Here is a 22,112-nt window from a genome sequence, read left to right as displayed (position 1 = left end):
GTCGTAGGGGGCTTAGCCTTTACTTTATCACTGGTCATCACTTATTCTTATTGTTATAAGATTAACGTTATTTCAAAAAAAAGTCAATCAATCTTGAATTTTTTATAACTTTTTCGCGGAACCCCTTTAGAAAGTTGGTTTTTTTGCTATAATTAACCTTATAAATTAATAAAACATAACAAAGGTGTTGAAAAAAATGCAGAAACCTTTGAACTGGTTCAAACGCTACCCGGCCGTCATTATATTGACACTACTCGTTTTTGTCGGTCTTTTTGCGACCCACGCGCTTGCCGCTTACCACCAAATTACAATCAAAGCAAACGTCGTAAACGTTCGCCAAGGACCTGGCTTATCCTATGATGTTATGGGTCAAGCCAATAAAGGCGAAACGATGAATGTTATCTCCCAAAAAAATAATTGGTATCAAGTGCGTTTAAGCGGTGACAAGATCGGTTGGGTTGCTAGCTGGTTGGTTGATAATACCGAGGTCAGTGCTACTTCAAATCGAGTCGCTAAGGTGACGAATAGTTTCGCCAATGTTCGTCAAAGTAGCAGCGCTGACAGTCAACTTCTTGGTAAGTTAAATCAAGGCGACGAAATTACAGTCCTATACCAACAGAACGGTTGGAGCCAAATTAAATACAACTCAGCCGTTGGTTGGGTACAAAGCAATTTAATTGAAGTCTCCAATCAAGCTCCTACCACCGTCCAAAAAACGACACCGGCTGATTCTGAGTCAACCAATACTGATACAAGTAGCTCCGCGATTAAATCAGTGACTACCCAATTGGATAATACCAAGCTACGAACCGGTCCCGATGTTTCATATCAATATACTCAAAGCTACCCGGCTAACACCAAACTAACCTATATCAATAAGAGTGGTACTTGGTATCAAGTCAAAGATTCCAATGGTAATACCGGTTACGTCGCCAGTTGGGTCGTCACTCCTTCTGAGAAAAATGAAGTCGTGAAAACAAGTGCCACCTCCCTTTCTGAAGCAACCATTGTTTTAGATGCCGGTCATGGCGGCAGCGATGTTGGCGCACTTTCAACTAAGTCTAAGTATGAAAAAGATTACACGTTAGCAACTGTCGATGCCATCGCTAAAAAATTAAAAGCAGCTGGGGCGAATGTCGTACTAACACGTTCAACCGATACTTTTGTCGATCTCGAACCGCGACCAGCTCTTGCCAATAAATTGAAGGCCGATGCCTTTATCAGTGTCCACTTTGATTCAAGCAGTAAAGCAAACGAGGCGTCAGGGACAACAACCTACTATTATTCAAGCAGTAAGGATATGAATCTTGCTAAAGCTATCAACAGTCAGACCAAGACACTGCCGCTTGCTAACCGTGGTATTGAATACGGTAATTATCAAGTTCTTCGCGACAACCAACGGCCAGCTGTTCTCTTAGAACTCGGCTACATTAACTCTGATAAAGACTTTAATTATATTAGTAGTGCTGATTATCAAAATAAAGTCGCTGATGCCGTCTATGCCGGTTTAACCGACTACTTTAAATAGCAAAAAAGGACCGCCAGATTAAATCTGGCGGTCCTTTTTACATAATGGGGGCAAATAAACGTGCTAAATCTTGCGACCAACGTTCTTGATTGCTTTGTTCTTGTATCCGCTGTTTCGTAAATGGCAAGCAATCTTTTAAATCAGCCGTAAAAGATTGCTCAAGTTCAGTTGCCAGTTGTGCATCATATAAAAAAGCAGTCGTTTCGAAATTCAATTTAAAACTACGAATATCCAAATTAGCCGTTCCAACTGCTGCTAGTTGCCCATCAACTAACATTACGCGTGATTTAAAGCCCGTTGACTCAGAAAAATAAATCTGACCACCCGCCTTCACAATCTGTCTAGCATAATATAAACTCGCATGATGAATTATTCTATGCTTTGCGCGTTTTGGCATCATGATCTTTACAGTAACCCCTGAATTGATGGCTAGTATTAACGCTGCTAATACAGAATCATCCGGGATAAAGTACGACGTCTGAATCCAAAGTCGCTTCTTAGCCGCAGCAATCATTTTCAAAAAACCTAACTTAATCTCATCGAGCTCACGATCTGGGCCACTTGATACCAGCTGCATGCTAGTCTGCCCATGTTCATCTGAATCCGGAAAATATTGCGGGCTATAATAAACCTTTTCCTGACGCGTAGTGGCATTCCAGTCCATAAAAAAACGTGCTTGAAACGATAATACCCCATCACCGGTAACTCGAATACGGGTATCGCGTGCAGGGCTACCGGCATGATGGTTATTTTGATTAAAATCGCCAAGATAGGCGGTATTGCCATCAATCACTGCCAATTGCCGATGATTACGGAAGTTAAACCGTAGATTGACAATTCGAAATCGGGAACTAAAAAACGGAACGACTTGCCCGCCAGCTGCTTCCAATGGCTTAAAAAATTGGCGGGATAAGTGTTGTGAACCAAACGCATCATACATCACCCGCACTTTTACCCCCCGCAAAGCTTTGTAGGCCAATAAATTAACAAGTTGGCGCCCATGTTCATTATCATAAAACGCATAGTACTCAAGGTGAATATGGTCTTGCGCCTGATTGATGTCTGTTAACAACCGTTGATATGCGGCTTTTAAATCCGTTAAAATCGTAACACAGTTCTCCTGGGTCACAACCGCCGTATTCGACACTAAAAAGAGATTGATTAAGCGCTGCGTTTCTGGCGATAGTATGTGTTGCTTCTGCGCTTGGCGTAGAGCTGCTTTTTGTGTGGTAACTAAAGCATCAAGCCCAAGCCGTTCTTGTGTTTTTAAATCGACCATATAATCTTCGGGTAATTTTTTTCCAAAAAAAAGATACAAAATAAAGCCAATAATCGGTAAAAAAATCAATACCAATAACCAAGCCCAGGTTGCTGCAATATCACGTTGTTGGCGAAATACGGTGATAACCGCCCCAATTGTATTTGCAATCCAGACCAATGCCATTCCCCAGATAATGATTGCCGTCATTCTTCATTCATCCTATTCTTGAAACCACTTTGCTTTTAATCTAGCTAGCGTCCCCTCTTTTTGCAAGGTCCGATAACGTTGGTTGATAAACCGCCGTAATTGTTTATCTTGCGGACGCATCCCAACAACAAATTGTTCTGCCGCAAAAGGACTGTCGACGGCTTGAAAATCGCTACCATTGTGACGGGCCTTTATTTCAAACTGCGCGTAGACTTCGTCAATTAACAGTCCCTTAATCCGATGCGCCTGTAAGTCAATAAATGCATTATTATAAGTATCATATAGGATTGGGGTGTGATTAGCAATTTTTTGCTGTAATCGTTTAGGATAACGCTCTAGTTGTTCCATACCAGATGAGCCCGTTTGAACCCCCAATGGTTGGTTGGTTAAATCAGTCATTCGATTGACCGGGTGTTTCTTGAGGGACACAATCATCTGGCGGTTCGTCAGATATGGGGTACTGAAGGCAACGCGTTTTGCTCGTTGCGCCGTTTTAGAATAACCACTCCAAATTAAATCAATCGTTTTATTGTTCAATTCCGTTTCCTTCATATCCCAATCAATGGACTGAAAATCAACCTGAATGCCACTCCCTTTAAAAATCGCCCGTGCCAAATCAACATCAAAGCCGGTTAATTGACCACTTTTCTCACGATAAGTCATTGGCACAAAACTGTCATCAATCCCCACGACTATTTTTTGGCGTTTTTGAATCGTTGCCCATTGATCAGCTTGCTTATGCTGTTGTGCGCACCCGGCTAAACTACTGATGGCTATCAATAAAGCCCCAACAAACGCTATTTTTTTAAGCTTCTTCATTTTGTTGAACCCCGTTTGGTTGTAATTCAAAGATTTGATCGGCAATCTGGTGTGCAAAATGAATATCATGCGTGACAACAATTTGCGTCATGCCCTGTCGTTTTAAATCTAAAATAAGTTGTGCGACACTCGCCACTAACGATGGATCAAGCGCGCTAGTTGGTTCATCATAACAAAGAATCTCCGGTTGCATCGCCAATGCACGGGCAATTGCGACCCGCTGCCGTTGACCACCTGATAGTTGGAACGGATAGGCAGTCGCCTGCGTACTTAATCCAAGTTGCCGTAATAATTCAACGCCATCAGCTTTAGCCTTTTTAGTGGCTTGTTTTTTAACCATAATGGGGGCCAACGTTACATTCTCAAGGACGGAGAGATGCGGAAATAACCGGAAATCTTGGAAGACCACCCCAATACGCGCCCCTTGTGCCCGATCACTAGGTTCGAAAGGTTGTCCGTCAATAATAAACCGGCCACTGTCAGGTTGATCAAGTCCACTCATTAACCGCAATAAAGTTGATTTACCAGCACCACTTGGTCCGACAATTGCTAGAATACTTCCCGATTCAACGGATAAACTTAAGTCATTCAGAATTTGCCGCCCTTTGAAGGATTGGTTGATATTTTCTAATTGAAACATGTTGCCGCCTCCTTAGCGATAATAACGGTAGTAGCGTTCTAAACGCCGTAATGCCCATGTACAAATGGCTGTTAATAATAAATAAATAATACCGACTAACAAAAGTGGTAAAAGATTAACATCGCGCGCACTCGCCACATTCCCAGCCCGCAATAAGTCACCGATGCCGATAACATACACTAATGATGAATCTTTAATCAAGTTGATGACTTCATTGCCTACAGACGGTAAGACAATTTTAATGGTTTGCGGCACGATGATTTTAGCAATTGTTTGCGGATAAGTTAACCCTAAGACCTCAGCTGCTTCAATCTGGCCATTATCAACGGCTTGAAAGCCCCCGCGAAAAATTTCGGCAAAATACGCTGCATAATTCAAAATAAAAGCGATTAACGCCGCATTGAAGCGATTAAAAACAATGCCGATGACCGGCAAACCATAAAACACAAAAATCAGTTGTAATAATAATGGTGTTCCCCGCATCAACCACACATATAAATTTAAGAGATAATGCAATGGTTTAAACTTAGCTAATAACCCTAAACTTAATAATAAGCCAAGTGGAATCGCCCCGATAATCGTTAAGCCAAAAACAGCCAATGTCATCTGCGCCCCACTGAATAATGCTGGTAAAATCGATAAACTATAGTCAATCATGACAGACTCCTCTCATTTGTCCAAAATAAAAAGCCCTCCTTGTGTTAAAAACACAAAGAGGGCGAAATTTCGCGGTGCCACCTCAAATTTTTGTTTGCCTCACAGCAAGCAACTCGGTTAGTTTTAGACCAATAAAAAAGTCCCCTGGATTACGCCAAGAGGACGAATTTATCGCGGTGCCACCTCAGTTTAATAAACTGCTCACGCAGCTTAAACTTATGTAGTTTCTAAAACTACAGCGATAACGGGCTAACGGATCATCTTTATTCGATAATCAAACTCCCGGTTGTGCCATTAATTCCAAGGACTGATTTCCACCACGCATCAGCTCTCTGAACCTTAAAAATTAATTTGGACCGTTCAACGTTTAATGTATTGTTATTCATTCTATTCAATATAGTATCAAAAGTCAATGATGAATGTTTATTGCTTACCAAAAAGACGGGCCCAGAAACCAACCTTGTGTTGTTTCAAGGTCATTAATGGGACAGTTTCTCCTAGTAAACGACGGGCAATATTCCGATATCCTTGACTTGCAAGGTTCTTCGGATCCATCACAATCGGTTCACCGGCATTTGATGTCTTAATAACCGCATCGTCATCAAAGATAATCCCTAATAATGAAATTGAAAGATGTTTGGTAATTTCATCAACATCCATCGTTTCGCCTTCGTTCATCATATGACGCCGAATACGATTAATTACTAAGCGTGGGGCAATCCGCATTTCTTCTTCCTCTAGCAAGCCAACAACTCGGTCTGCATCACTAACAGAAGAAATTTCAGGCGTTGCCACCACAATGGCACCGTCTGCGCCGGCAATCGCATTTTTGAAACCTGATTCAATCCCAGCAGGACAATCAAGAATCACGAAATCGAATTCTTCCTTTAATTCATTAACAATCGCTCTCACTTCGTCAGGTGTTAACGCCTCTTTATCCGCATTTTGAGCGGCTGGTAACAAGTAAAGTTTTTCATCAAAACGTTTATCTTTAATCAGTGCTTGGTGCAACTTAGCACGGCCTTGGGCGACATCCACGATATCATAGATAATTCGGTTACTCAGTCCTAAGACAACGTCCAAATTACGCAGACCAATGTCTAAATCCAATAAGCAAACTTTCTTATCTAAAAGCGCAAGCGCCGTCCCAATATTGGCGCTTGATGTTGTTTTACCAACGCCGCCTTTACCGGATGTAATAACCAAAGCTGTTCCCATTTTTATTGCTCCTTCATTTTACGATATAATTTAGGATTAATCTGTTTCAAATCCGTTAACTCACCGTAGTCGATAACATGTAAATCATTGATGAAACTTACACTCTGTGCCGTAAACAGTGTCTTCTTATGATTGAGAATTTCAACTGCATCAGCAATCCGTAACTGTAGCGCATGTGATAAATCACCTACGACAACCGCTTCTGCATTATCTGGAAAACCAGCATGCACAATCCCGGCGACTTCACCAAGCACGAAAATGCTACCGGTTGCTTTTAACGTTGTACCTTGATGTAAATTACCCATGAATAAAACATCGCCAACATAATTAACCTCTTGTCCACTTCGTAGAACATTGGGCTCAACGTGAATACTATTTTCACGTCGCTCAAGCTCGGCTTGTTCGATAGTCATGACTTCCGATTGAATACTTGTCACATTAAATTCGGGAAAATGCTCAAAGACGGTTGCCAGTGCTTGCTTTTGCGTATCATCCAACAAGCGTCGTCCAGTGGTCAGCTCCAGTTCAATCTGATCACTTCCCAACTGCGGTTGCTCTAAGCGAATCTTGTTTAATAATTCCGCCAGTGCAACTAATGCTTGATCAAAATCCGCACCCGCATCAATGTTTAATTCAAAACCTTCTTTGCGTCCTCGTAACGTGACTGCATCCATAGAAAAATCAAACCCCTTACCGTTCTGATTTTAATTTTAGCAATAAATATTTTAAAGGCAAATACAAAAAGACAAAATAGACCAAATTTAATGCAATTGTCGGTGCTAAAACATTACTAATAAATTCGATTGGTGTCGCTGTTGCATAACCAATCAACCGATTCATAATGTAAATTGCGCTCTCGAGTAATGTTAAACACAAAACATCGATTAAGCCAACAAAAAAAGCAGAATCGGGTAAATATTGTTTTAAATAACGAACTGTGTAGATAATGAGCGGCACTGCGAAAGTGTACATCCCAATCATCCCCGTATAATACAAATCATACAAAAGGCCAATCCCTGCTGCATACCATGTGAGTTGGCGTTCCTCTGGTAAAACAAAGGCTGTCACCACTAACACGAGCATAAATAGACGACTAATCAGCGTATGATCTGGTGTATATAGCCATTGTTCACACAAATGACTGATGGCCCCATCCAAATAAAACGCAACGAGCAAGTAGATTGGTAGTAGATAGCGCCGTTGTAATCGAGTCCCCCCCATGCTACTCACCTTCAATCGTTCGTTTGATGACAGTCACAACAGTTAAATTGTTTAAATCTGCAGCGGGCGTGACATAAACGGTTAACGCTAAGCCAAAATCATCTTTCTTAACGGTTGCCACTTTACCAAGGTACAAGCCTTTCGGTGTTAAACCGCCTAAACCAGATGTAACTACTTTGTCACCTTTTTCGATTGCCGCATCCGTCTTAATCTGGCCTAGTTTTAATTGTTTCCGATCAGCATTATAACCGGACATAATCCCATTAACTTGTTTACCGTCTTTAGTGTTCACCACAGCAGCAAACCCATTGCTACTTTGATCGGTACTTGAAACGAGTTCAACCTTAGAATTGGTCTTATTGACTTCAACGATCCGGCCAACAATCCCAGATTCAGACATAACGGGCATATCCTTCTTAAGCCCTGCTAGGGTCCCTTTATTGATGACCAACGCATTTTGCCAATTGTCCGGATTCCGAGACAAAACAGACGCGTTAACAGTTGTATAATCCGTCAAAGTGCCTTTTAAGCCGAGTTCCTTTTTCAAACTTGCATTTTCTTCTTTGAGGGTTTGCGTTTGAACCTTTGTTTGAGCTAAATCATCAAGTTGTGCTTTAAGTTCTTTGTTTTCTTGATACGTGTTAATCAAGTCTGTTAAGGCATCAACTCCCCGACCAATCCCATTGACCGGTACGCTAACGACTTGATTGGTGATTCCCGATACATCATTGCCAAACTGGCGGACGAAACTCGGACTCTTTTTGTTATTACGTAAACCAACTGACATCGCAATGAAGCCCATGCAGACGATTAACATAATTAATAGCACAATTAACTTCTTATTTGAAAAAAACTTTTGCATGGTTTCTTCGCCACCATCCATCCTTAATATCGTAAAGATGGGACAAAAACCGGTAATCAGTAGTCCTTCCTATAGCAATCGATTCGCAACCCGAATCTGCCAATAATTAGGCGCTACGTCAACGCTGACCGCTTCTTGTCCCATTTCTACTGAACGATTAATTTTTCTTCATAACATCGATATTCTTTAATGATTCGCCAGTTCCGACTGCTACACAGTCTAATGGATCTTGCGCGATAAAGACCGGCACTTTAGTAGCATCTGAAATCACTTCTGGTAAATGTTTCAATAACGCGCCACCACCAGTCAAGACAATGCCGTGATCAATTACGTCAGCTGCAATTTCTGGTGATGTTTCTTCAAGCGTTTCTTTGATCGCTTCAATAATGGCTGTCACCACTTCTTTAATGGCTTCAGCAATATCAGTAGCTTGAATATCCACTGTCTTAGGTAAACCAGTCACTAAATCGCGACCACGAATACTCATCGCTTCAATTTCCTTAGCGCGTTCTGGTGATGCCGAAGCAATCTGGAATTTGATTTGTTCAGCCGTTCTTTCACCAATCAACAAGTTATTGTTTTGTCGGATGTAAGAAATGATGGCGTCATCGATTTTATCGCCAGCCATTCGAATTGAACGACTTGAAACAATGCCACCTAATGAGATTGTGGCAACATCTGTTGTCCCACCACCGATATCAACAACCATGCTACCAGTTGGATCCATAACCGGAAGCCCAGCACCAATTGCTGCTGCAAATGGTTCTTCAATAACGTACGCATCACGAGCTCCTGCTACCTTAGTAGCATCGATGACGGCCCGTTTTTCAACTTCAGTCACACCACTTGGTACGCAAACCATTACAAATGGCTTGCTCGATGAGCGACCTAATGATTTTTCGATAAAATATTTAAGCATAGCAGCAGTTGTATCATAATCTGCAATCACGCCGTCTTTCATTGGGCGAATTGCCACAATACTACCAGGTGTCCGGCCGATCATGTCGCGGGCTTCTGAGCCAACAGCAATCACTTCACCAGTTTGTGTATTTTTAGCGACAACGGAGGGCTCTCTTAAGACAATGTCTTTACCGTCCATGTATACGAGTGTGTTTGCGGTACCTAAGTCAATACCGATATTTCTAGTCCCTAATCCGAACACGATTTTTCTCTCCTTCAGTTACCAAACGTTTTTATAGTCATTGGCATTATATCATAATTTTACGTAATAAAAAACGCAATGTAACTACTATGTTAACGGATTTTCAGAAAATTTGATAGGTCTCGCCTAAAATTAACAGATTCTTAAAGAAAAAGCTTTTTTTACTCCACTAAATAGCCCTCTTCGCGCAAACTGAGATACTGCTGACTTCCTATAATTAAATGGTCTAGACATGTAATGCCCATCAGTTCACCACAAGCGACAATCCGTTTGGTGAAAGCAATATCTTGGGTTGACGGTGTTAGCTGACCACTTGGGTGATTATGCACTAGAATGAATTTTGCTGCAGAATAGCGCACAGCTAATTTAAATACTTCCCGTGGATGCGCGACTGAACTATTGAGGGTGCCAACATAAATCTGTTTCATCTGAATGATTTGATTTTTGACGTCTAAAAAAACGGCTAACAATTGCTCCTGTGTTTCACCTGCTAAAGTTTCAATCATGCGCCGTCCGACCATCTGACTCGATGCCACGACACCAAATCGAAGCGTTCGTTGGACTTGTAAGCGGTGACTCAATTCACAAATGGCTTGTATTTCAATGGCTTTAACAGGCCCAATTCCCGCTAAAGCTTTCAATTGCGATAAGCTTGCTTGTTCTAAATCCCGAAAGTCTGGATAACACGCTAATAATTTACGTGCTACTTCGTCAACGGATAGTTGGCGATTACCAGAGCGCAAAATTACGATTGCCAATTGCTCGTTCGATAAACTTGCGGCGCCATAGCGCATTAATTGCTCTCTTGGTTGTAATTCTCTCATATTGCTCGTCATTGTTTGCCTCCCACAAAAAAAGACGCATTGTCCGCCTTTTTTGGTTTAACTAACAATACGTTAATTAACGAGCTATTTTTCTAAATACGGAATCACTTGAGCCAAGTCATCAACGATTGCCAGTGTTTGTTGGTTGGTCATTGCAGTTGGGGCAATTAAATCCGGGACCATAATCACCGGAATATCAGCTTTGCTAGCGGCCATCACACCATTTGGCGAGTCTTCTAATACTAAGGCACTTGATGCTGGTAAGGCTAATTTATCCAACGCTTTTAAAAAAATTTCAGGATCTGGTTTGCCATGAGTCACTTCATCACCCGAAACAATTTGATTAAACCGTGATTGTAGGCCGGTACTCTGCATAAAATCATCAACCATGTGCCTGAAATTGCTCGACGCAATTACCCGACTAATCCCCCGATTATCACAGTAATCTAATAAATCAACTAACCCTGGTTTAATCGCCACCCCATCAGTTTCAACTACGGTTGCCACATTACTGTAAGAGCGATTGATAAACTCAGCCGCAGCCGTTTCCGAACCCAATTTTTCTTTGAAATAATGCCGTAAATACGTATCGGTGGTGCCTAAAATGGCTTGATGGTCTTCAGGCGTAAAATCAAAGCCCATTTCTTTAGCGGCCCGAATATTGGCTTGATAATAAATTTTTTCCGAGTCAATCAATAGACCATCCATATCAAAAATAATTCCTTTAGTTGTCATTGCTTATTCCCCCTTAAAATATTGGCGAATCGTACTAATTAAATATAGTGACCCCGTTACCAGTAATACATCATCCGCTGACACGTCCGCTAACAACTTGGTTAATGCCATTGGCCAATCGGGCTCAAACAAAAGCGTATCGTCAACGGCTGCATATTGGGTGGCTGTTGCCGCACGTGGATTATCAGGAACCGTGGTCAGCATCATCCGAGTCGCAATTTTTTTGAGTGCGGGTAACATTTGAGCCAGATTTTTATCACCAAGCGCCCCAAATAAGAGATAAATATCACGATTTTTAAATTGATGTCGTGTCGTTTGAACTAATTGCGCCACGCCTTCTGGATTGTGCGCACCATCCAGAATAATTAGCGGCTCATCGTTGATTTTTTCAAATCGACCAGGCCAGTTGACCCGTCTTAAGCCGTTTTTGATATCACGAACCGCTAATTTTTGTTGCGTCAATTGTAAGTAACACCAAAATACCTGCAGGGCAACTGCGGCGTTTTCAATCTGATAATCCCCCATTAGCGGAATCTGTAATTGTTTATACGTTACCGTATCATTTTGGAAAGTTAGTTGTTGGCCCCAAGTCGCTAACGTTTTGATTGCAGTAGTTGAAAAATCCCGGCCGCTAATTGCTAACGCACTGTTCAATCGGTTTGCCGTTTCTTCAACCACTGCTAGTGCCTCTTTGGGTAATTGCCCAACCACGACTGGTTGCTTGGCCTTAATAATCCCAGCTTTTTGAGTTGCAATTTCTGCCAATGTCTTACCTAATAACGCCTGATGATCCAGGCCAATCGACGTAATGACTGATATCAGCGGTGTCAACACATTTGTCGAGTCATAAAGGCCGCCAATCCCGACTTCCACAACGGCGACATCGACCTTCTGTTGTTTAAAGTACAAAAACATCATTGCCGTGATACATTCAAACTCAGTCACTTCAAATTCGGCGTCAGTTGTTTGTATCTGAGCGATCGCTGCTTGAATTTGTTGTGTAACAACAACTAAATCGGCATCACTGATTGGGCTCTGATTGATGGCAATCCGCTCGTTGAACCGCATGATAAACGGCGACGTATAGCGGCCGACTTTTAAGCCTAATTCTTCAATCAAACAACTGACCATTTTGACAACGGATCCCTTACCGTTAGTACCAGTCACATGAATGAATTGTTGGTTTTCTTGTGGGTTACCAAGGCCTGCCAACAATTGCGTCATCCGGTTAAGATTCGCCTCTTTATGTAATCTAGGCCGGGAATGAATATACGCTAAAGCTGTTTCATAATCTGTCACTAACATCGTCAATCTCCTTTAACAAACTGTTTCCATTCTAGCATAGAATACACACAATTCGGTGCTTAAAAACTGGCAGCACTCAAAAAGGCCACCTTAGTTTTTAAGGTGGCCTTAACGTGTATTCAAACCGTGTGCACTTATACTTCTTTTAATTCTGCAATTCGTTTTTCAACTGATTGGTATTGTTGTTCATAATCAGCTTGTTTGTCACGTTCTTCTTGGACCACTTTTTCCGGTGCGTGGTCTGTGAAGCCCTTGTTTGATAACTTACCCTTAGCGCGTTTAATTTCACCATCTAACCGTTTTAATTCGCCTTCCAACCGAGTGATTTCTTCATCTAAGTCGAGCAGCTCAGCTAGTGGCACATAAACTTCTGCGCCACTGATAATAGCTGTCTTGGCTAGCGTTGGAGCTGTTAAGTCTTCCGCAATTTCAAGTGACTTAGGGTGTACGAAGCGTTCAATGAAGTCTTGGTTTTGTTTGAAAATCGTCATTAATGGCGCATCTTGAATATTAACCAGCACATCAATTGGTTTGCTCAATGGGGCATTAGCTTCGGAACGAATATTTCGGACACTTCTAATTAAGTCGATTAACGCGTTCATCTGCGTTGTTGCTTCTGGGTTATCGAGTTCAGCGTGAACTTCTGGATATGCCGCATTAACGATTGAATCACCATCATGTGGCATACTTTGCCAGATTTCTTCCGTTACAAAAGGCATTACTGGGTGTAATAGCCGCAATGTTTGGTCTAAAACGTAAGCTAAGTGATAGCGTTTATTGGCAATTGCTGTTTGATCGTCACCATAAAGGACTTCCTTGGCCATTTCGATATACCAGTCACAGAAATCGTTCCAGATAAAGTTGTACAATGTCCGGCCAGCTTCACCAAATTCGAAACTTTCATAAAGCCGTGTAACATCAGCCACCGTCTGATTCAATTGACTTAAAATCCATTTATCCGTTAAATCAAGGTTAGCGGCATCCGGCATCTTAGTTGGAGCTGGCGTGTCTTCAAGATTCATAATGACAAAGCGACTCGCATTCCAAATTTTATTGATAAAGTTCCAAGCAGCGTCCATCTTCGTATAGCTGAAACGAACATCTTGGCCAGGTGTTGAGCCACTTGTTAGGAACCAACGCAATGCATCGGCCCCATATTTTTCAATCACTGCCATTGGATCGATCCCATTACCAAGTGATTTGCTCATCTTGCGACCTTGTTCATCACGGATTAAACCATGAATGAGGACGTGCTCGAAGGGGCGTTGTCCCGTAAATTCAAGACTTTGGAAAATCATCCGTGACACCCAGAAAAAGATGATATCGTAGCCAGTGACCAACGTATTTGTTGGGAAATACCGTTTAAAATCAGGCGCTTCTGTGTTCGGCCAACCCATTGTTGAAAATGGCCATAATGCACTACTAAACCATGTATCTAGCACATCAGCATCTTGCGTCCAGTTTTCGATATCTTTTGGTGCTTCTTCGCCAACATACATTTCACCAGTTTGTTTATGGTACCAAGCTGGGATCTGGTGTCCCCACCATAATTGACGTGAAATAACCCAATCATGAACGTTTTCCATCCATTGGGTAAAGGTGTTTTCGAAACGTTCTGGCACGAAATTCACCTTTTGATCAGTTGCTTGATTCTGCAAAGCCATTTCAGCAAGGGGCTTCATTTTTACAAACCATTGGGTTGAAAGTCGGGCTTCCACTTGGACACCAGTTCGTTCTGAATGACCAACACTATGCGTCATTGGAACAACTTTGATTAAGAAACCTTGTTCCTTCAGATCAGCAACAATGGCTTTGCGCGCTTCAAAACGATCCATTCCGTTATACTTGCCAGCACTTTCGTTCATGCTTGCATCTTCATTCATCACATTGATACGTGGTAAGTCATGCCGATTACCAACTTCAAAATCGTTAGGGTCATGGGCTGGCGTAATCTTCAACGCCCCGGTTCCGAAATCTTTATCAACATAGTAATCAGCGATAATTGGAATTTCCCGGTTCATTAATGGTAACGTCACGGTCTTACCCACTAGGTCAGCGTAACGTTCATCATCTGGATGAACAGCAATCGCGGTATCCCCTGGCAATGTTTCCGGACGCGTTGTCGCAATTTCAATACTTCCAGAACCGTCTGTCAATGGATAACTTATATGATAGAAGGCCCCTTCATCATCTTGATGCAACACTTCAATGTCTGATAATGCAGTCCGTGCTTTTGGATCCCAGTTAATGATATATTCTCCACGATAAATTAGGCCCTTGTTGTACAAGTTAACAAAAACCTTGCGAACTGCGGCTGACAAGCCATCATCCAACGTGAACCGTTCACGTGAATAATCAAGTGATAAGCCCATCTTAGCCCATTGTGCGTGAATGGTTGCGGCATATTCATCTTTCCAGTCCCAGACTTGTTCAATGAATTTTTCACGGCCTAAATCATAACGTGAAATTCCCTGTTCAGCTAATTTAGCTTCCACTTTAGCTTGTGTTGCAATGCCCGCATGATCCATCCCTGGCAACCAGAGCACATCATACCCTTGCATCCGTTTTTGCCGAATTAACATATCTTGTAAAGTAGTATCCCAAGCATGACCTAAATGTAGTTTTCCCGTTACATTTGGCGGTGGAATAACGATTGAATAGGGTTTAACATCTGGATTAGCGTTGGGCTTGAACAAACCAGCATCTAACCAATCTTGATAGCGCCCAGCTTCAACTTGGTTGGGATCATATTTGGTTGACATCTCTTTGTGAGCAGTCATCTTCTTCACTCCTTTAAAATATTGCGTTTAATGGCAAACAAAAAAGCATTCCTCACAATAGGACGAATGCTTTTCGCGGTACCACCTAAATTAGGACTAGCCTAGTCCCCAACTCATGATTTGTTAACGAACGAAATTGTCCGGTTAGCCCTACTTAATTTCAGGTTAACAGCTCACAAGCTACCGATTAATTGGTCATTGAAAGATGTCTCAGCCATGCATCTTCTCTCTAAACTAGCCCATCTTAATCGCTCTTGTTCAACGCGTTGTTAATAGTTTAGCTGAGTGAACGCCAAAGGTCAAGCACCACTGGTCTTCATTTTGAAAATAAACCGTTATTCCGATTGATTAAAACTATTTTCGCCCAAAAACCTGGCATAATAATTTATTATGTCGAGTTTGGCAGTGCTTATAATAATTCAGCAATAATTTCTTCGTCTTGATTTAAGAATTGATCGCCAGCTTTAATTTCCGTAACTTTAATCCCAGCAAGAGAGCGTTCAATTAATGCCTCGACATCAATGCGTTGTTCATAAAAACGGGTCTTCTCTAAGTTAGGCCGCGTCTTAGGGGCCGGTGGGGCAAAAATTGTACAACAATCTTCGAATGGCATGATGGATAATTCATACGTATCAATATCTTTGGCAATTTCAATGATTTCATTTTTATCCATTGTCGCCACAGGCCGCACGATTGGCGTGGTGGTGACATCGTTGATGGCCATCATACTTTCAAGTGTCTGTGAGGCGACTTGACCGACTGATTCCCCATTAAAAATAGCTAATCCTTGGCGTTTAGCGCGAATGCGATCCGTTAAGCGCAACATCATCCGGCGTTGAATCGTCATTAAATAACCTTCCGGTACGGAATGCTTCACTTCTTCTTGAATTTCCGTGAATGGCACTTCGATAAACTTAATCCCGCCAACGTATGGTACGAGTTTCGCCGTTAATTCTTTGGCCTTATTCAAGGCGTTATCGCTTGTGTATGGCGGACTAAAGAAATGTACCATTTCAATATCGACACCGCGTTTAAGCGTTAAGTAACCGGCCACTGGTGAATCAATCCCGCCAGACAACATCAACATCCCTTTACCGGCAGAACCGACTGGTAAGCCACCAGCGCCTTGAATCACTTGGTTGGTTAAGTAAATCGCATCTTGACGAATTTCAACGCGCAATGTAATATCTGGATTTTTCATCTGAACTTCTAATTCCGGGAGGTTATCTGATAAGTAACCACCCAACTCACGGTTCATATCATTCGTGTCTAAGAAGAATTTATGATCGGAACGCCGTGTGTAGACTTTAAAGGTCATGCCAGGTTTACCGATTTCTTTCATCATGGCAAGTGCCGTTTCCTTAACAGAGTCGAGGTCGCGATCAACTTGGATACTTGGTGAGAAGTTTTGAATGCCGAAGACGTGCCGAAGACGTTCAATAACCCCTTCTGCATCATCGCCATTTAAAACGATATGCATTCGGTCCCGTTTAGGGTGAATCCGGAGTTGTTGATATTCGTGAAGCGCTTTTGTGACATTTCCATTTAATCGACCGATAAAATCCTTCCGGTTTTTACCCTTTGTCGAAAGCTCGCCGTAGCGAACCATAATTTCAGTGTATTGCATGCCTATCTCCTTTTAGATGGTAGTTTATGAATTAATTTTTTTAAAGCGCTCATTGATCTGATCAAACGCTTTGATGAATGCGTCCGCTTCTTCCAGTGTATTGTATTCATCGAGGGAGATCCGGATCGCACTCGTCGCTACTTTTTCCTTGACGTGCATCGCCTTTAAAGTACTAGATTCAGTCCCTTTTTTAGACGAACAAGCACTAGTCGTTGAAATGTAGATTTGGTGTTCTTCAAAAGCATGAACCGTTGTTTCACCCCGCACACCTTTAATCGCGAAGCACAAGATATGCGGCGCAAAATCAGGCGTCAGTTGTGAAAACATAACGGTTTTATCAGATTGACTGATATGCTTAAAAAGCCGTTCTCGGATGGCTGCTTGCCGTTGTACTTTTTCGGCTTCATCGGTCAACAACAAACGCAATGCTTTGGCCATTGCCGCGATAGCAGGGACATTTTCTGTTCCAGAACGTAAATCATGCTCTTGACCACCACCGGTTAAAAGCGGTGCTAAATGCCGCCCACGTTTCTTATATAAAATCCCAGTCCCCCGTGGGCCATGGAATTTATGCCCAGATAAGGTCACAAAATCAACGCGTTCGTTAAAAATCGCACTTTGGATGCCTTTACCAATCCCTTGAACTGCATCAACATGAAAATGGATATTCGGATAATCCTTTAAAATGTCAGCTACGGCTGCCAGTGGTTGGCACGTACCAATTTCGTTATTAATTGCCATGATAGAAACTAAAATAGTATCGGGACGCAATGCCGCTTTCAAGTCAGCAGGATCAATGCGGCCAAATTGATCAACGGGAAGATAAGTTACATCAAAGCCTAACTTTTCCAGTTGTTGCATGGTTTTAATAACGGCTGGATGTTCAACTGACGTGGTAATTAAGTGTTTCCCAAACGCTCGTTTTTCAATTGCCGTCCCTTTTAAGACCCAGTTATCACCTTCCGTTCCACCGCTGGTAAAGAAGATTTCATCGTGATTTACGCCTAATAGATCCGCAATTTGTTGGCGTGATTGTTCGAGAATGTGGAAGGCTTTTTCCCCAATTGCATGTAAGCTAGAGGGATTGCCGAAGAATTGTTCACTAACCGCCTGGTAGGTCTGAAGTGCACCGGGGGCAATCTTAGTGGTGGCACTATTGTCAAAATAAATCATATCGATCCTTCTTACTAAAAATTAGTGTTTTAACGTTGTACATTATAGCAAATTGGTTATTAAAGACAACCAATTAATCTTTAACAAAACAAATCCGAGACAAAATGCGTCTTGTCTCGGACTCGTGAGCATCTAAATAACTAGTTCGTTGCATCTGGCTTTTGGTCGTAATAGGCCTTTTCAACTTGTGTATAAGCTCCTGGATCGACCTTTTCAAGCGCCGTTGCCAATAAATCAACAGCTTTAGCATAATCATATTCTTGATTAAAAATGGTTTGGGCGGTCACACAAGCTTCTTGAATAGCGGGAAAGTCCGCACGATAGCGGTTGGCGTATTGTAATAACTGTTCCGTAATCATAGCGCTGTCGATTAAGGTATCAGTCTTAGCCTTCAACTTATCTAAATCCTCTTGAACAAGAATCAATTGCTTGGCGATATCGTCTAAATTAATCTTAATTTGATTTAAATCATGGTCGAGTTTTTGAATTTCATCAGAAACGACGAAGAAAAAGTCCAAATATTGTTGTTGTAAGCCAGGTAAGTTAACCTTTTCAACTGCCCGCTTCAAGTTACGTAGTTCAAGTTCAAACTGACGCAAATTTTCATTGGCGACCACTTCGCCTTGATGCAAGCTGGCAACTTGATCATGAATCGCTTGTTGTTTTTCCTCGATGGCAGTTAGCCGCTCGTCAATCCCCTTCAAATCTTCCGCAATCGCCGTGTAAACTGCTTCATGATTAGCAATCTTTGCTTGGTGACCTTCAACTAATGCCTGTTCTTCACTGATTTGTTTTTGCAATTGTTTAGCAATTGCTAACTCATCATGCGTGAGTGCATAACTCTGATTGAGATGATCCAGTTCTAATAATAACTCATGATTCTGACGCTCAGCATGTTGCACAAATGTCGCGCTTGTTGGCAGCTGTGTTGCGACCACTTTTTTGGCAGTCATCTCTGCTTCCAATTGATCGTATAAGCGATCAATCCCACGTGCAATTTCATCGTTATTGGCTTCAACAGAGTCAATGGCCAAATCACTTAACAAGTTAGTACTTTTGTCAAGCTGGTCCATCAACTGTTGTTGTTTAACTTCAATCTGCCGATCATCAAATTGATAATGTTCGCTTAACATTTGGTGATAAGTATCATTAATTTCAACTAGTTGTTCTGGAAACTCGTTCGCCAATTCATTATAGCGCTTTGGGATACGTTCCATCTGGTCTTCTAATTGCGCAGTTTCAGTCATTAATTTCTGCAAGATGGCCTTGGCGCCTAAATGATCGCCAGCCGTTGTTAACTCGTTGGCCTTATCAAAATCTACCTCTAAGCGCCCTAGCGTTGCTTCCAGCGCATCTAATGCAGGCCCAAACGAAAAGCTCTTGGTTAACAAACGTTTGCGTAACTGTTGATATTGTTCACGTAAACGTTGGATTTTTTGCCGCGTATCAGCTTCATTGGCAAGTAGATTTTCTAAAGCATCCTGAACGTCCAATAAGTCTTGATCGGTTTCCGTCAAATAGGCCCGCAATTGTTTGAGAATCCGCGCAACTTGAATAAATTGGTATTTGCCATTGGCCGTTTCTGCATCAAAAAGATAGCCTTCAATCGTGCTGAAGTTATGGTTGGTAAGCTGTTCATATTGTTTTTCCCAACGCTCAAAGTTTTGTAAACTTTCGCCCGTTAAATGTAACGACCGTAACTTCGTTAAGCGTTCCGGAATCGGCAACGCCATTAAGTCGCCTTTATGGGCTTCTAGTTGTTTAATTTGTTTGGTAAAATAACGTTGGTAAAAAACAACACTTAAGTAGCCAATCAGTGCGACGACTACGATTCCAATGAGAATGTAAAACATTCAAAGACACACCCTTTTACAATTTAAATCAGATTTGTTAGTCCGTTCATCCACTTCAATTCATTAAACTATGTTTGATTATAGCATGAATAAGATAACGGTTCAGCAATAATTAGCGATAAACTTTCGAAAAGCCGCAATTTTAATCTGAATTTGCTTGACGTTGCCACACGCCGTACGCTATACTAGCCATTGTGTAAAATAATGCAGCAGTAAACGGTAAAGCCGTCAACAGTTCACTTGCCCAGCGTTTTGGTTCAATTGCGTAACCTCGCGGCTGCAAAGGTGAAGATTGTTAATAAGTGAACTGAACGATTACTAAGTTTACATCGGATTATTTTACTCCAAAACATTTATTGGAGGATTTTTTTATGTCACGTTATACAGGTCCAAAGTGGAAACTTTCACGTCGTTTAGGAATTTCATTATCAGGCACAGGTAAAGAACTTGCTCGTCGCCCTTATGCTCCAGGCCAACACGGTAACGACCGTCGCGGTAAGATTTCAGAATATGGTATGCAATTAAGCGAAAAGCAAAAACTTCGTTTAATGTATGGTTTAACAGAACGCCAATTCCGGAACTTATTTGCTCGCGCTGGTAAAATCCGCGAAGGCAAGCATGGTGTTAACTTGATGATCTTACTAGAACAACGTTTAGACAACATTGTTTATCGTTTAGGTTTGGCAAGCACACGTGCGCAAGCTCGTCAATTAGTTAACCATGGTCACGTAACAGTTGATGGTCAACGTGTTGATATTCCTTCATACGAAGTAAAACCTGGTCAAGAAATTTCAATCCGTGAAAAATCTAAGAACCTTGTAATCATTAAAGATGCCATCGAAGGTACAGTTGGTCGTCCTTCATTCGTTAGCTTCGATGCTGACACAATGAAGGGTTCACTTGTTCGTTTACCAGAACGTTCAGAATTAGAACCAGAAATCGATGAAGCCTTAATCGTTGAATTCTACAACAGATAAGCAGTTATCTGTTCAATTAAAAGAGTCAGACTTAGGTCTGGCTCTTTTTTTGTATTATTAAAGGCGTGTCGCTAGCTTGCAGACACGCCTAATTTGATTTAGTGAGCTTGTACCAATTCATATAACGCAACCATCTTCATCAAAGTCGTTTGAATATCTGCCATGAGTTCTTCTGGTTGGTCAAACAAAGGATTATCTTTCAGATAGACTTTCCCAAGGAGCCACTCCCCTTTTTTGGTCTTAGCAAACTTGTCTTGAAGCAGTTTTAAGTTATCAGATGACATTGGAAATTTTTGTTTCGCCATATGATCGTAACTTAAGTCATAATCGGCAAAATTATTTAAGAGCATTGGGGATTGACTTGCTAATAGTGGTGCATAATCCGTCTTGTTTGGCATCTCTGCCATTAAGGCAAACCAAACAAAAATCCGGTCATCCCAAAAACCAACTTCAAAATGCGGCAGCATCTTGTACCCGCGAGAACTTTCGCTAAGGGCCATCCAAGTATTCATCGGCGGATTCTTAAAACGGCGTAAATGTTTTGCAATATGCACTGTAAATTCGCGCTTAGTAGTTGCTAATAGTTCACTTTGTAAGTGGGCACCAAAGGCTTCAAACTGCGGGTCAAGTTGCGTATAAATCTTATCTAACCGTCCTTTTAAGGTTGGGTCATCGAAAATATCAAAATCAGCACGTGTAAACATCTTTTTTCCTCCAACATGTTATACTTAGGTTTAGTTCTAATATAGCACATTTCAGAAATGAGGCGACTACTATGTCAGATAACGATCAATTACAGCAACACTTAGATAGTGCCATCCATGGTGCACCGCAAACCAATCCCGATGAACGCCGCCAATACCTTGGCTCATTACGTGAACGCGTCTTTTTAGGCATCACCAACCAAGAACTTGCCACTGCGCAAGCAAAATTCGAGGCCCATCTTACGGATTACAAACCCTATTCCGTCTTATTAAATGGTAAAAATCCGGTTGCCACCAATTATTTAGCAGCCCTCTCAGAACATGCCATTCCATTTACGCTCGTTAATAATGAGACGGCAAAAACTGAACCTGAGGCATTCGGCTTATTGGTGGTTGCCAAAGATGCGATTAACCACGAAATGATTACGCTCGATGCACGATATCCTGATTCCAAAACAACAACGCAAGATGCATCGCACCAAAAAGGTGGCTTCTTAAAACATCTTTTTGATTAACCTTTAAAAAGGCCCGCACAATTTAACTTGTACGGGCCTTTTTT

The 22,112-nt window shown here is 41.7% G+C and carries 20 protein-coding genes and 2 other annotated features; of the genes, 3 read left to right on the top strand and 17 right to left on the bottom strand.

Annotated elements, in window-relative coordinates:
* Positions 1–196: 196 nt before the first annotated feature.
* Positions 197–1,528 carry an N-acetylmuramoyl-L-alanine amidase gene (locus J7Q78_RS01535; protein ID WP_208422783.1) on the top strand — a complete coding sequence of 444 codons (1,332 nt, stop codon included), beginning with the start codon at positions 197–199 and terminating at the stop codon, positions 1,526–1,528.
* Between the two features lie 37 nt (positions 1,529–1,565).
* Here the strand turns inward: J7Q78_RS01535 and cls are convergent, their stop codons facing one another.
* The 16 genes from cls to ezrA all read right to left on the bottom strand — a co-directional run bounded on the left by cls (position 1,566) and on the right by ezrA (position 19,872).
* A complete protein-coding gene (cls, locus tag J7Q78_RS01530) occupies positions 1,566–2,996 on the bottom strand; it encodes a cardiolipin synthase (protein ID WP_208422784.1) in 1,431 nt (476 codons plus the stop codon).
* A 12-nt stretch (positions 2,997–3,008) separates the two neighbouring features.
* Complete coding sequence (locus tag J7Q78_RS01525; protein WP_208422785.1) at positions 3,009–3,815, bottom strand: amino acid ABC transporter substrate-binding protein; 807 nt, start codon at positions 3,813–3,815, stop codon at positions 3,009–3,011.
* On the bottom strand, positions 3,802–4,455 hold the full coding sequence (locus J7Q78_RS01520; protein WP_208422786.1) for an amino acid ABC transporter ATP-binding protein: 654 nt from the start codon (positions 4,453–4,455) through the stop codon (positions 3,802–3,804). The genes J7Q78_RS01525 and J7Q78_RS01520 overlap by 14 nt, the downstream gene beginning before the upstream one ends.
* Before the next feature lie 12 nt (positions 4,456–4,467).
* Positions 4,468–5,112, bottom strand: a complete 645-nt coding sequence (locus tag J7Q78_RS01515) for an amino acid ABC transporter permease (RefSeq protein ID WP_208422787.1) — start codon at positions 5,110–5,112, stop codon at positions 4,468–4,470.
* 155 nt (positions 5,113–5,267) lie between these two features.
* Positions 5,268–5,485: a binding site (T-box leader), on the bottom strand.
* Between the two features lie 50 nt (positions 5,486–5,535).
* Entirely contained in the window at positions 5,536–6,330 is a 795-nt protein-coding gene (gene minD / locus J7Q78_RS01510; RefSeq protein ID WP_208422788.1) for a septum site-determining protein MinD, read from the bottom strand.
* A 2-nt stretch (positions 6,331–6,332) separates the two neighbouring features.
* Entirely contained in the window at positions 6,333–7,004 is a 672-nt protein-coding gene (locus J7Q78_RS01505; RefSeq protein WP_208422789.1) for a septum site-determining protein MinC, read from the bottom strand.
* A 16-nt stretch (positions 7,005–7,020) separates the two neighbouring features.
* Positions 7,021–7,551 (bottom strand): rod shape-determining protein MreD, encoded by a 531-nt coding sequence (gene mreD, locus J7Q78_RS01500; protein WP_208422790.1) that lies wholly within the window; start codon positions 7,549–7,551, stop codon positions 7,021–7,023.
* A gap of 1 nt (position 7,552) precedes the next feature.
* Positions 7,553–8,413, bottom strand: coding sequence for a rod shape-determining protein MreC (mreC, locus tag J7Q78_RS01495; RefSeq protein ID WP_173011535.1), 861 nt, complete (start codon positions 8,411–8,413; stop codon positions 7,553–7,555).
* Between the two features lie 157 nt (positions 8,414–8,570).
* Positions 8,571–9,575 (bottom strand): rod shape-determining protein, encoded by a 1,005-nt coding sequence (locus J7Q78_RS01490; RefSeq protein ID WP_154241923.1) that lies wholly within the window; start codon positions 9,573–9,575, stop codon positions 8,571–8,573.
* Between the two features lie 161 nt (positions 9,576–9,736).
* Positions 9,737–10,411 (bottom strand): RadC family protein, encoded by a 675-nt coding sequence (gene radC / locus J7Q78_RS01485; protein ID WP_208422791.1) that lies wholly within the window; start codon positions 10,409–10,411, stop codon positions 9,737–9,739.
* Between the two features lie 72 nt (positions 10,412–10,483).
* Complete coding sequence (locus J7Q78_RS01480) at positions 10,484–11,134, bottom strand: HAD family hydrolase (RefSeq protein WP_208422792.1); 651 nt, start codon at positions 11,132–11,134, stop codon at positions 10,484–10,486.
* 3 nt (positions 11,135–11,137) lie between these two features.
* Positions 11,138–12,439, bottom strand: coding sequence for a bifunctional folylpolyglutamate synthase/dihydrofolate synthase (locus J7Q78_RS01475; RefSeq protein WP_208422793.1), 1,302 nt, complete (start codon positions 12,437–12,439; stop codon positions 11,138–11,140).
* A 134-nt stretch (positions 12,440–12,573) separates the two neighbouring features.
* Positions 12,574–15,219, bottom strand: a complete 2,646-nt coding sequence (locus tag J7Q78_RS01470) for a valine--tRNA ligase (RefSeq protein ID WP_208422794.1) — start codon at positions 15,217–15,219, stop codon at positions 12,574–12,576.
* Positions 15,220–15,274: 55 nt separating this feature from the next.
* Positions 15,275–15,490: a binding site (T-box leader), on the bottom strand.
* A 138-nt stretch (positions 15,491–15,628) separates the two neighbouring features.
* A complete protein-coding gene (gene thiI / locus J7Q78_RS01465; protein ID WP_154241918.1) occupies positions 15,629–16,846 on the bottom strand; it encodes a tRNA uracil 4-sulfurtransferase ThiI in 1,218 nt (405 codons plus the stop codon).
* Positions 16,847–16,870: 24 nt separating this feature from the next.
* Entirely contained in the window at positions 16,871–18,019 is a 1,149-nt protein-coding gene (locus tag J7Q78_RS01460; RefSeq protein WP_154241917.1) for a cysteine desulfurase family protein, read from the bottom strand.
* Between the two features lie 140 nt (positions 18,020–18,159).
* Complete coding sequence (gene ezrA, locus J7Q78_RS01455) at positions 18,160–19,872, bottom strand: septation ring formation regulator EzrA (protein ID WP_208422795.1); 1,713 nt, start codon at positions 19,870–19,872, stop codon at positions 18,160–18,162.
* A gap of 371 nt (positions 19,873–20,243) precedes the next feature.
* Here ezrA and rpsD point away from each other — a divergent pair, with 371 nt between their 5' ends.
* A complete protein-coding gene (gene rpsD / locus J7Q78_RS01450; protein WP_208422796.1) occupies positions 20,244–20,849 on the top strand; it encodes a 30S ribosomal protein S4 in 606 nt (201 codons plus the stop codon).
* A gap of 98 nt (positions 20,850–20,947) precedes the next feature.
* On the opposite strand, the gene J7Q78_RS01445 is transcribed toward rpsD, so the two are convergent.
* The gene (locus J7Q78_RS01445) at positions 20,948–21,553 is read right to left on the bottom strand and encodes a DUF1054 domain-containing protein (RefSeq protein WP_154241914.1); all 606 of its coding nucleotides are present in this window, start codon (positions 21,551–21,553) and stop codon (positions 20,948–20,950) included.
* A gap of 71 nt (positions 21,554–21,624) precedes the next feature.
* Between J7Q78_RS01445 and J7Q78_RS01440 the strand changes: the two genes are divergently transcribed.
* Entirely contained in the window at positions 21,625–22,068 is a 444-nt protein-coding gene (locus J7Q78_RS01440) for a YueI family protein (protein ID WP_154241913.1), read from the top strand.
* The last annotated feature ends 44 nt before the right edge of the window (positions 22,069–22,112 follow it).

Origin of the sequence: Latilactobacillus fragifolii (assembly GCF_905332535.1) — a bacterium.
Classification (GTDB): Bacteria; Bacillota; Bacilli; order Lactobacillales; family Lactobacillaceae; genus Latilactobacillus; species Latilactobacillus fragifolii.
Note: the sequence above shows the minus strand (reverse complement) of the source record. Positions and strands in the feature narration are given on the sequence as shown.

Excerpts from the sequence above, each read along its gene's own strand:
- J7Q78_RS01475 (WP_208422793.1), bottom strand. The coding sequence starts at position 12,439 with ATGTTAGTGACAGATTATGAAACAGCTTTAGCGTATATTCATTCCCGG.
- J7Q78_RS01445 (WP_154241914.1), bottom strand. The coding sequence starts at position 21,553 with ATGTTTACACGTGCTGATTTTGATATTTTCGATGACCCAACCTTAAAA.
- J7Q78_RS01535 (WP_208422783.1), top strand. The coding sequence starts at position 197 with ATGCAGAAACCTTTGAACTGGTTCAAACGCTACCCGGCCGTCATTATA.
- minD (WP_208422788.1), bottom strand. The coding sequence starts at position 6,330 with ATGGGAACAGCTTTGGTTATTACATCCGGTAAAGGCGGCGTTGGTAAA.
- J7Q78_RS01470 (WP_208422794.1), bottom strand. The coding sequence starts at position 15,219 with ATGACTGCTCACAAAGAGATGTCAACCAAATATGATCCCAACCAAGTT.
- thiI (WP_154241918.1), bottom strand. The coding sequence starts at position 16,846 with ATGCAATACACTGAAATTATGGTTCGCTACGGCGAGCTTTCGACAAAG.
- J7Q78_RS01515 (WP_208422787.1), bottom strand. The coding sequence starts at position 5,112 with ATGATTGACTATAGTTTATCGATTTTACCAGCATTATTCAGTGGGGCG.
- mreD (WP_208422790.1), bottom strand. The coding sequence starts at position 7,551 with ATGGGGGGGACTCGATTACAACGGCGCTATCTACTACCAATCTACTTG.
- mreC (WP_173011535.1), bottom strand. The coding sequence starts at position 8,413 with ATGCAAAAGTTTTTTTCAAATAAGAAGTTAATTGTGCTATTAATTATG.
- J7Q78_RS01505 (WP_208422789.1), bottom strand. The coding sequence starts at position 7,004 with ATGGATGCAGTCACGTTACGAGGACGCAAAGAAGGTTTTGAATTAAAC.
- radC (WP_208422791.1), bottom strand. The coding sequence starts at position 10,411 with ATGACGAGCAATATGAGAGAATTACAACCAAGAGAGCAATTAATGCGC.
- ezrA (WP_208422795.1), bottom strand. The coding sequence starts at position 19,872 with ATGTTTTACATTCTCATTGGAATCGTAGTCGTCGCACTGATTGGCTAC.
- cls (WP_208422784.1), bottom strand. The coding sequence starts at position 2,996 with ATGACGGCAATCATTATCTGGGGAATGGCATTGGTCTGGATTGCAAAT.
- J7Q78_RS01440 (WP_154241913.1), top strand. The coding sequence starts at position 21,625 with ATGTCAGATAACGATCAATTACAGCAACACTTAGATAGTGCCATCCAT.
- J7Q78_RS01460 (WP_154241917.1), bottom strand. The coding sequence starts at position 18,019 with ATGATTTATTTTGACAATAGTGCCACCACTAAGATTGCCCCCGGTGCA.
- J7Q78_RS01480 (WP_208422792.1), bottom strand. The coding sequence starts at position 11,134 with ATGACAACTAAAGGAATTATTTTTGATATGGATGGTCTATTGATTGAC.
- J7Q78_RS01520 (WP_208422786.1), bottom strand. The coding sequence starts at position 4,455 with ATGTTTCAATTAGAAAATATCAACCAATCCTTCAAAGGGCGGCAAATT.
- J7Q78_RS01525 (WP_208422785.1), bottom strand. The coding sequence starts at position 3,815 with ATGAAGAAGCTTAAAAAAATAGCGTTTGTTGGGGCTTTATTGATAGCC.
- rpsD (WP_208422796.1), top strand. The coding sequence starts at position 20,244 with ATGTCACGTTATACAGGTCCAAAGTGGAAACTTTCACGTCGTTTAGGA.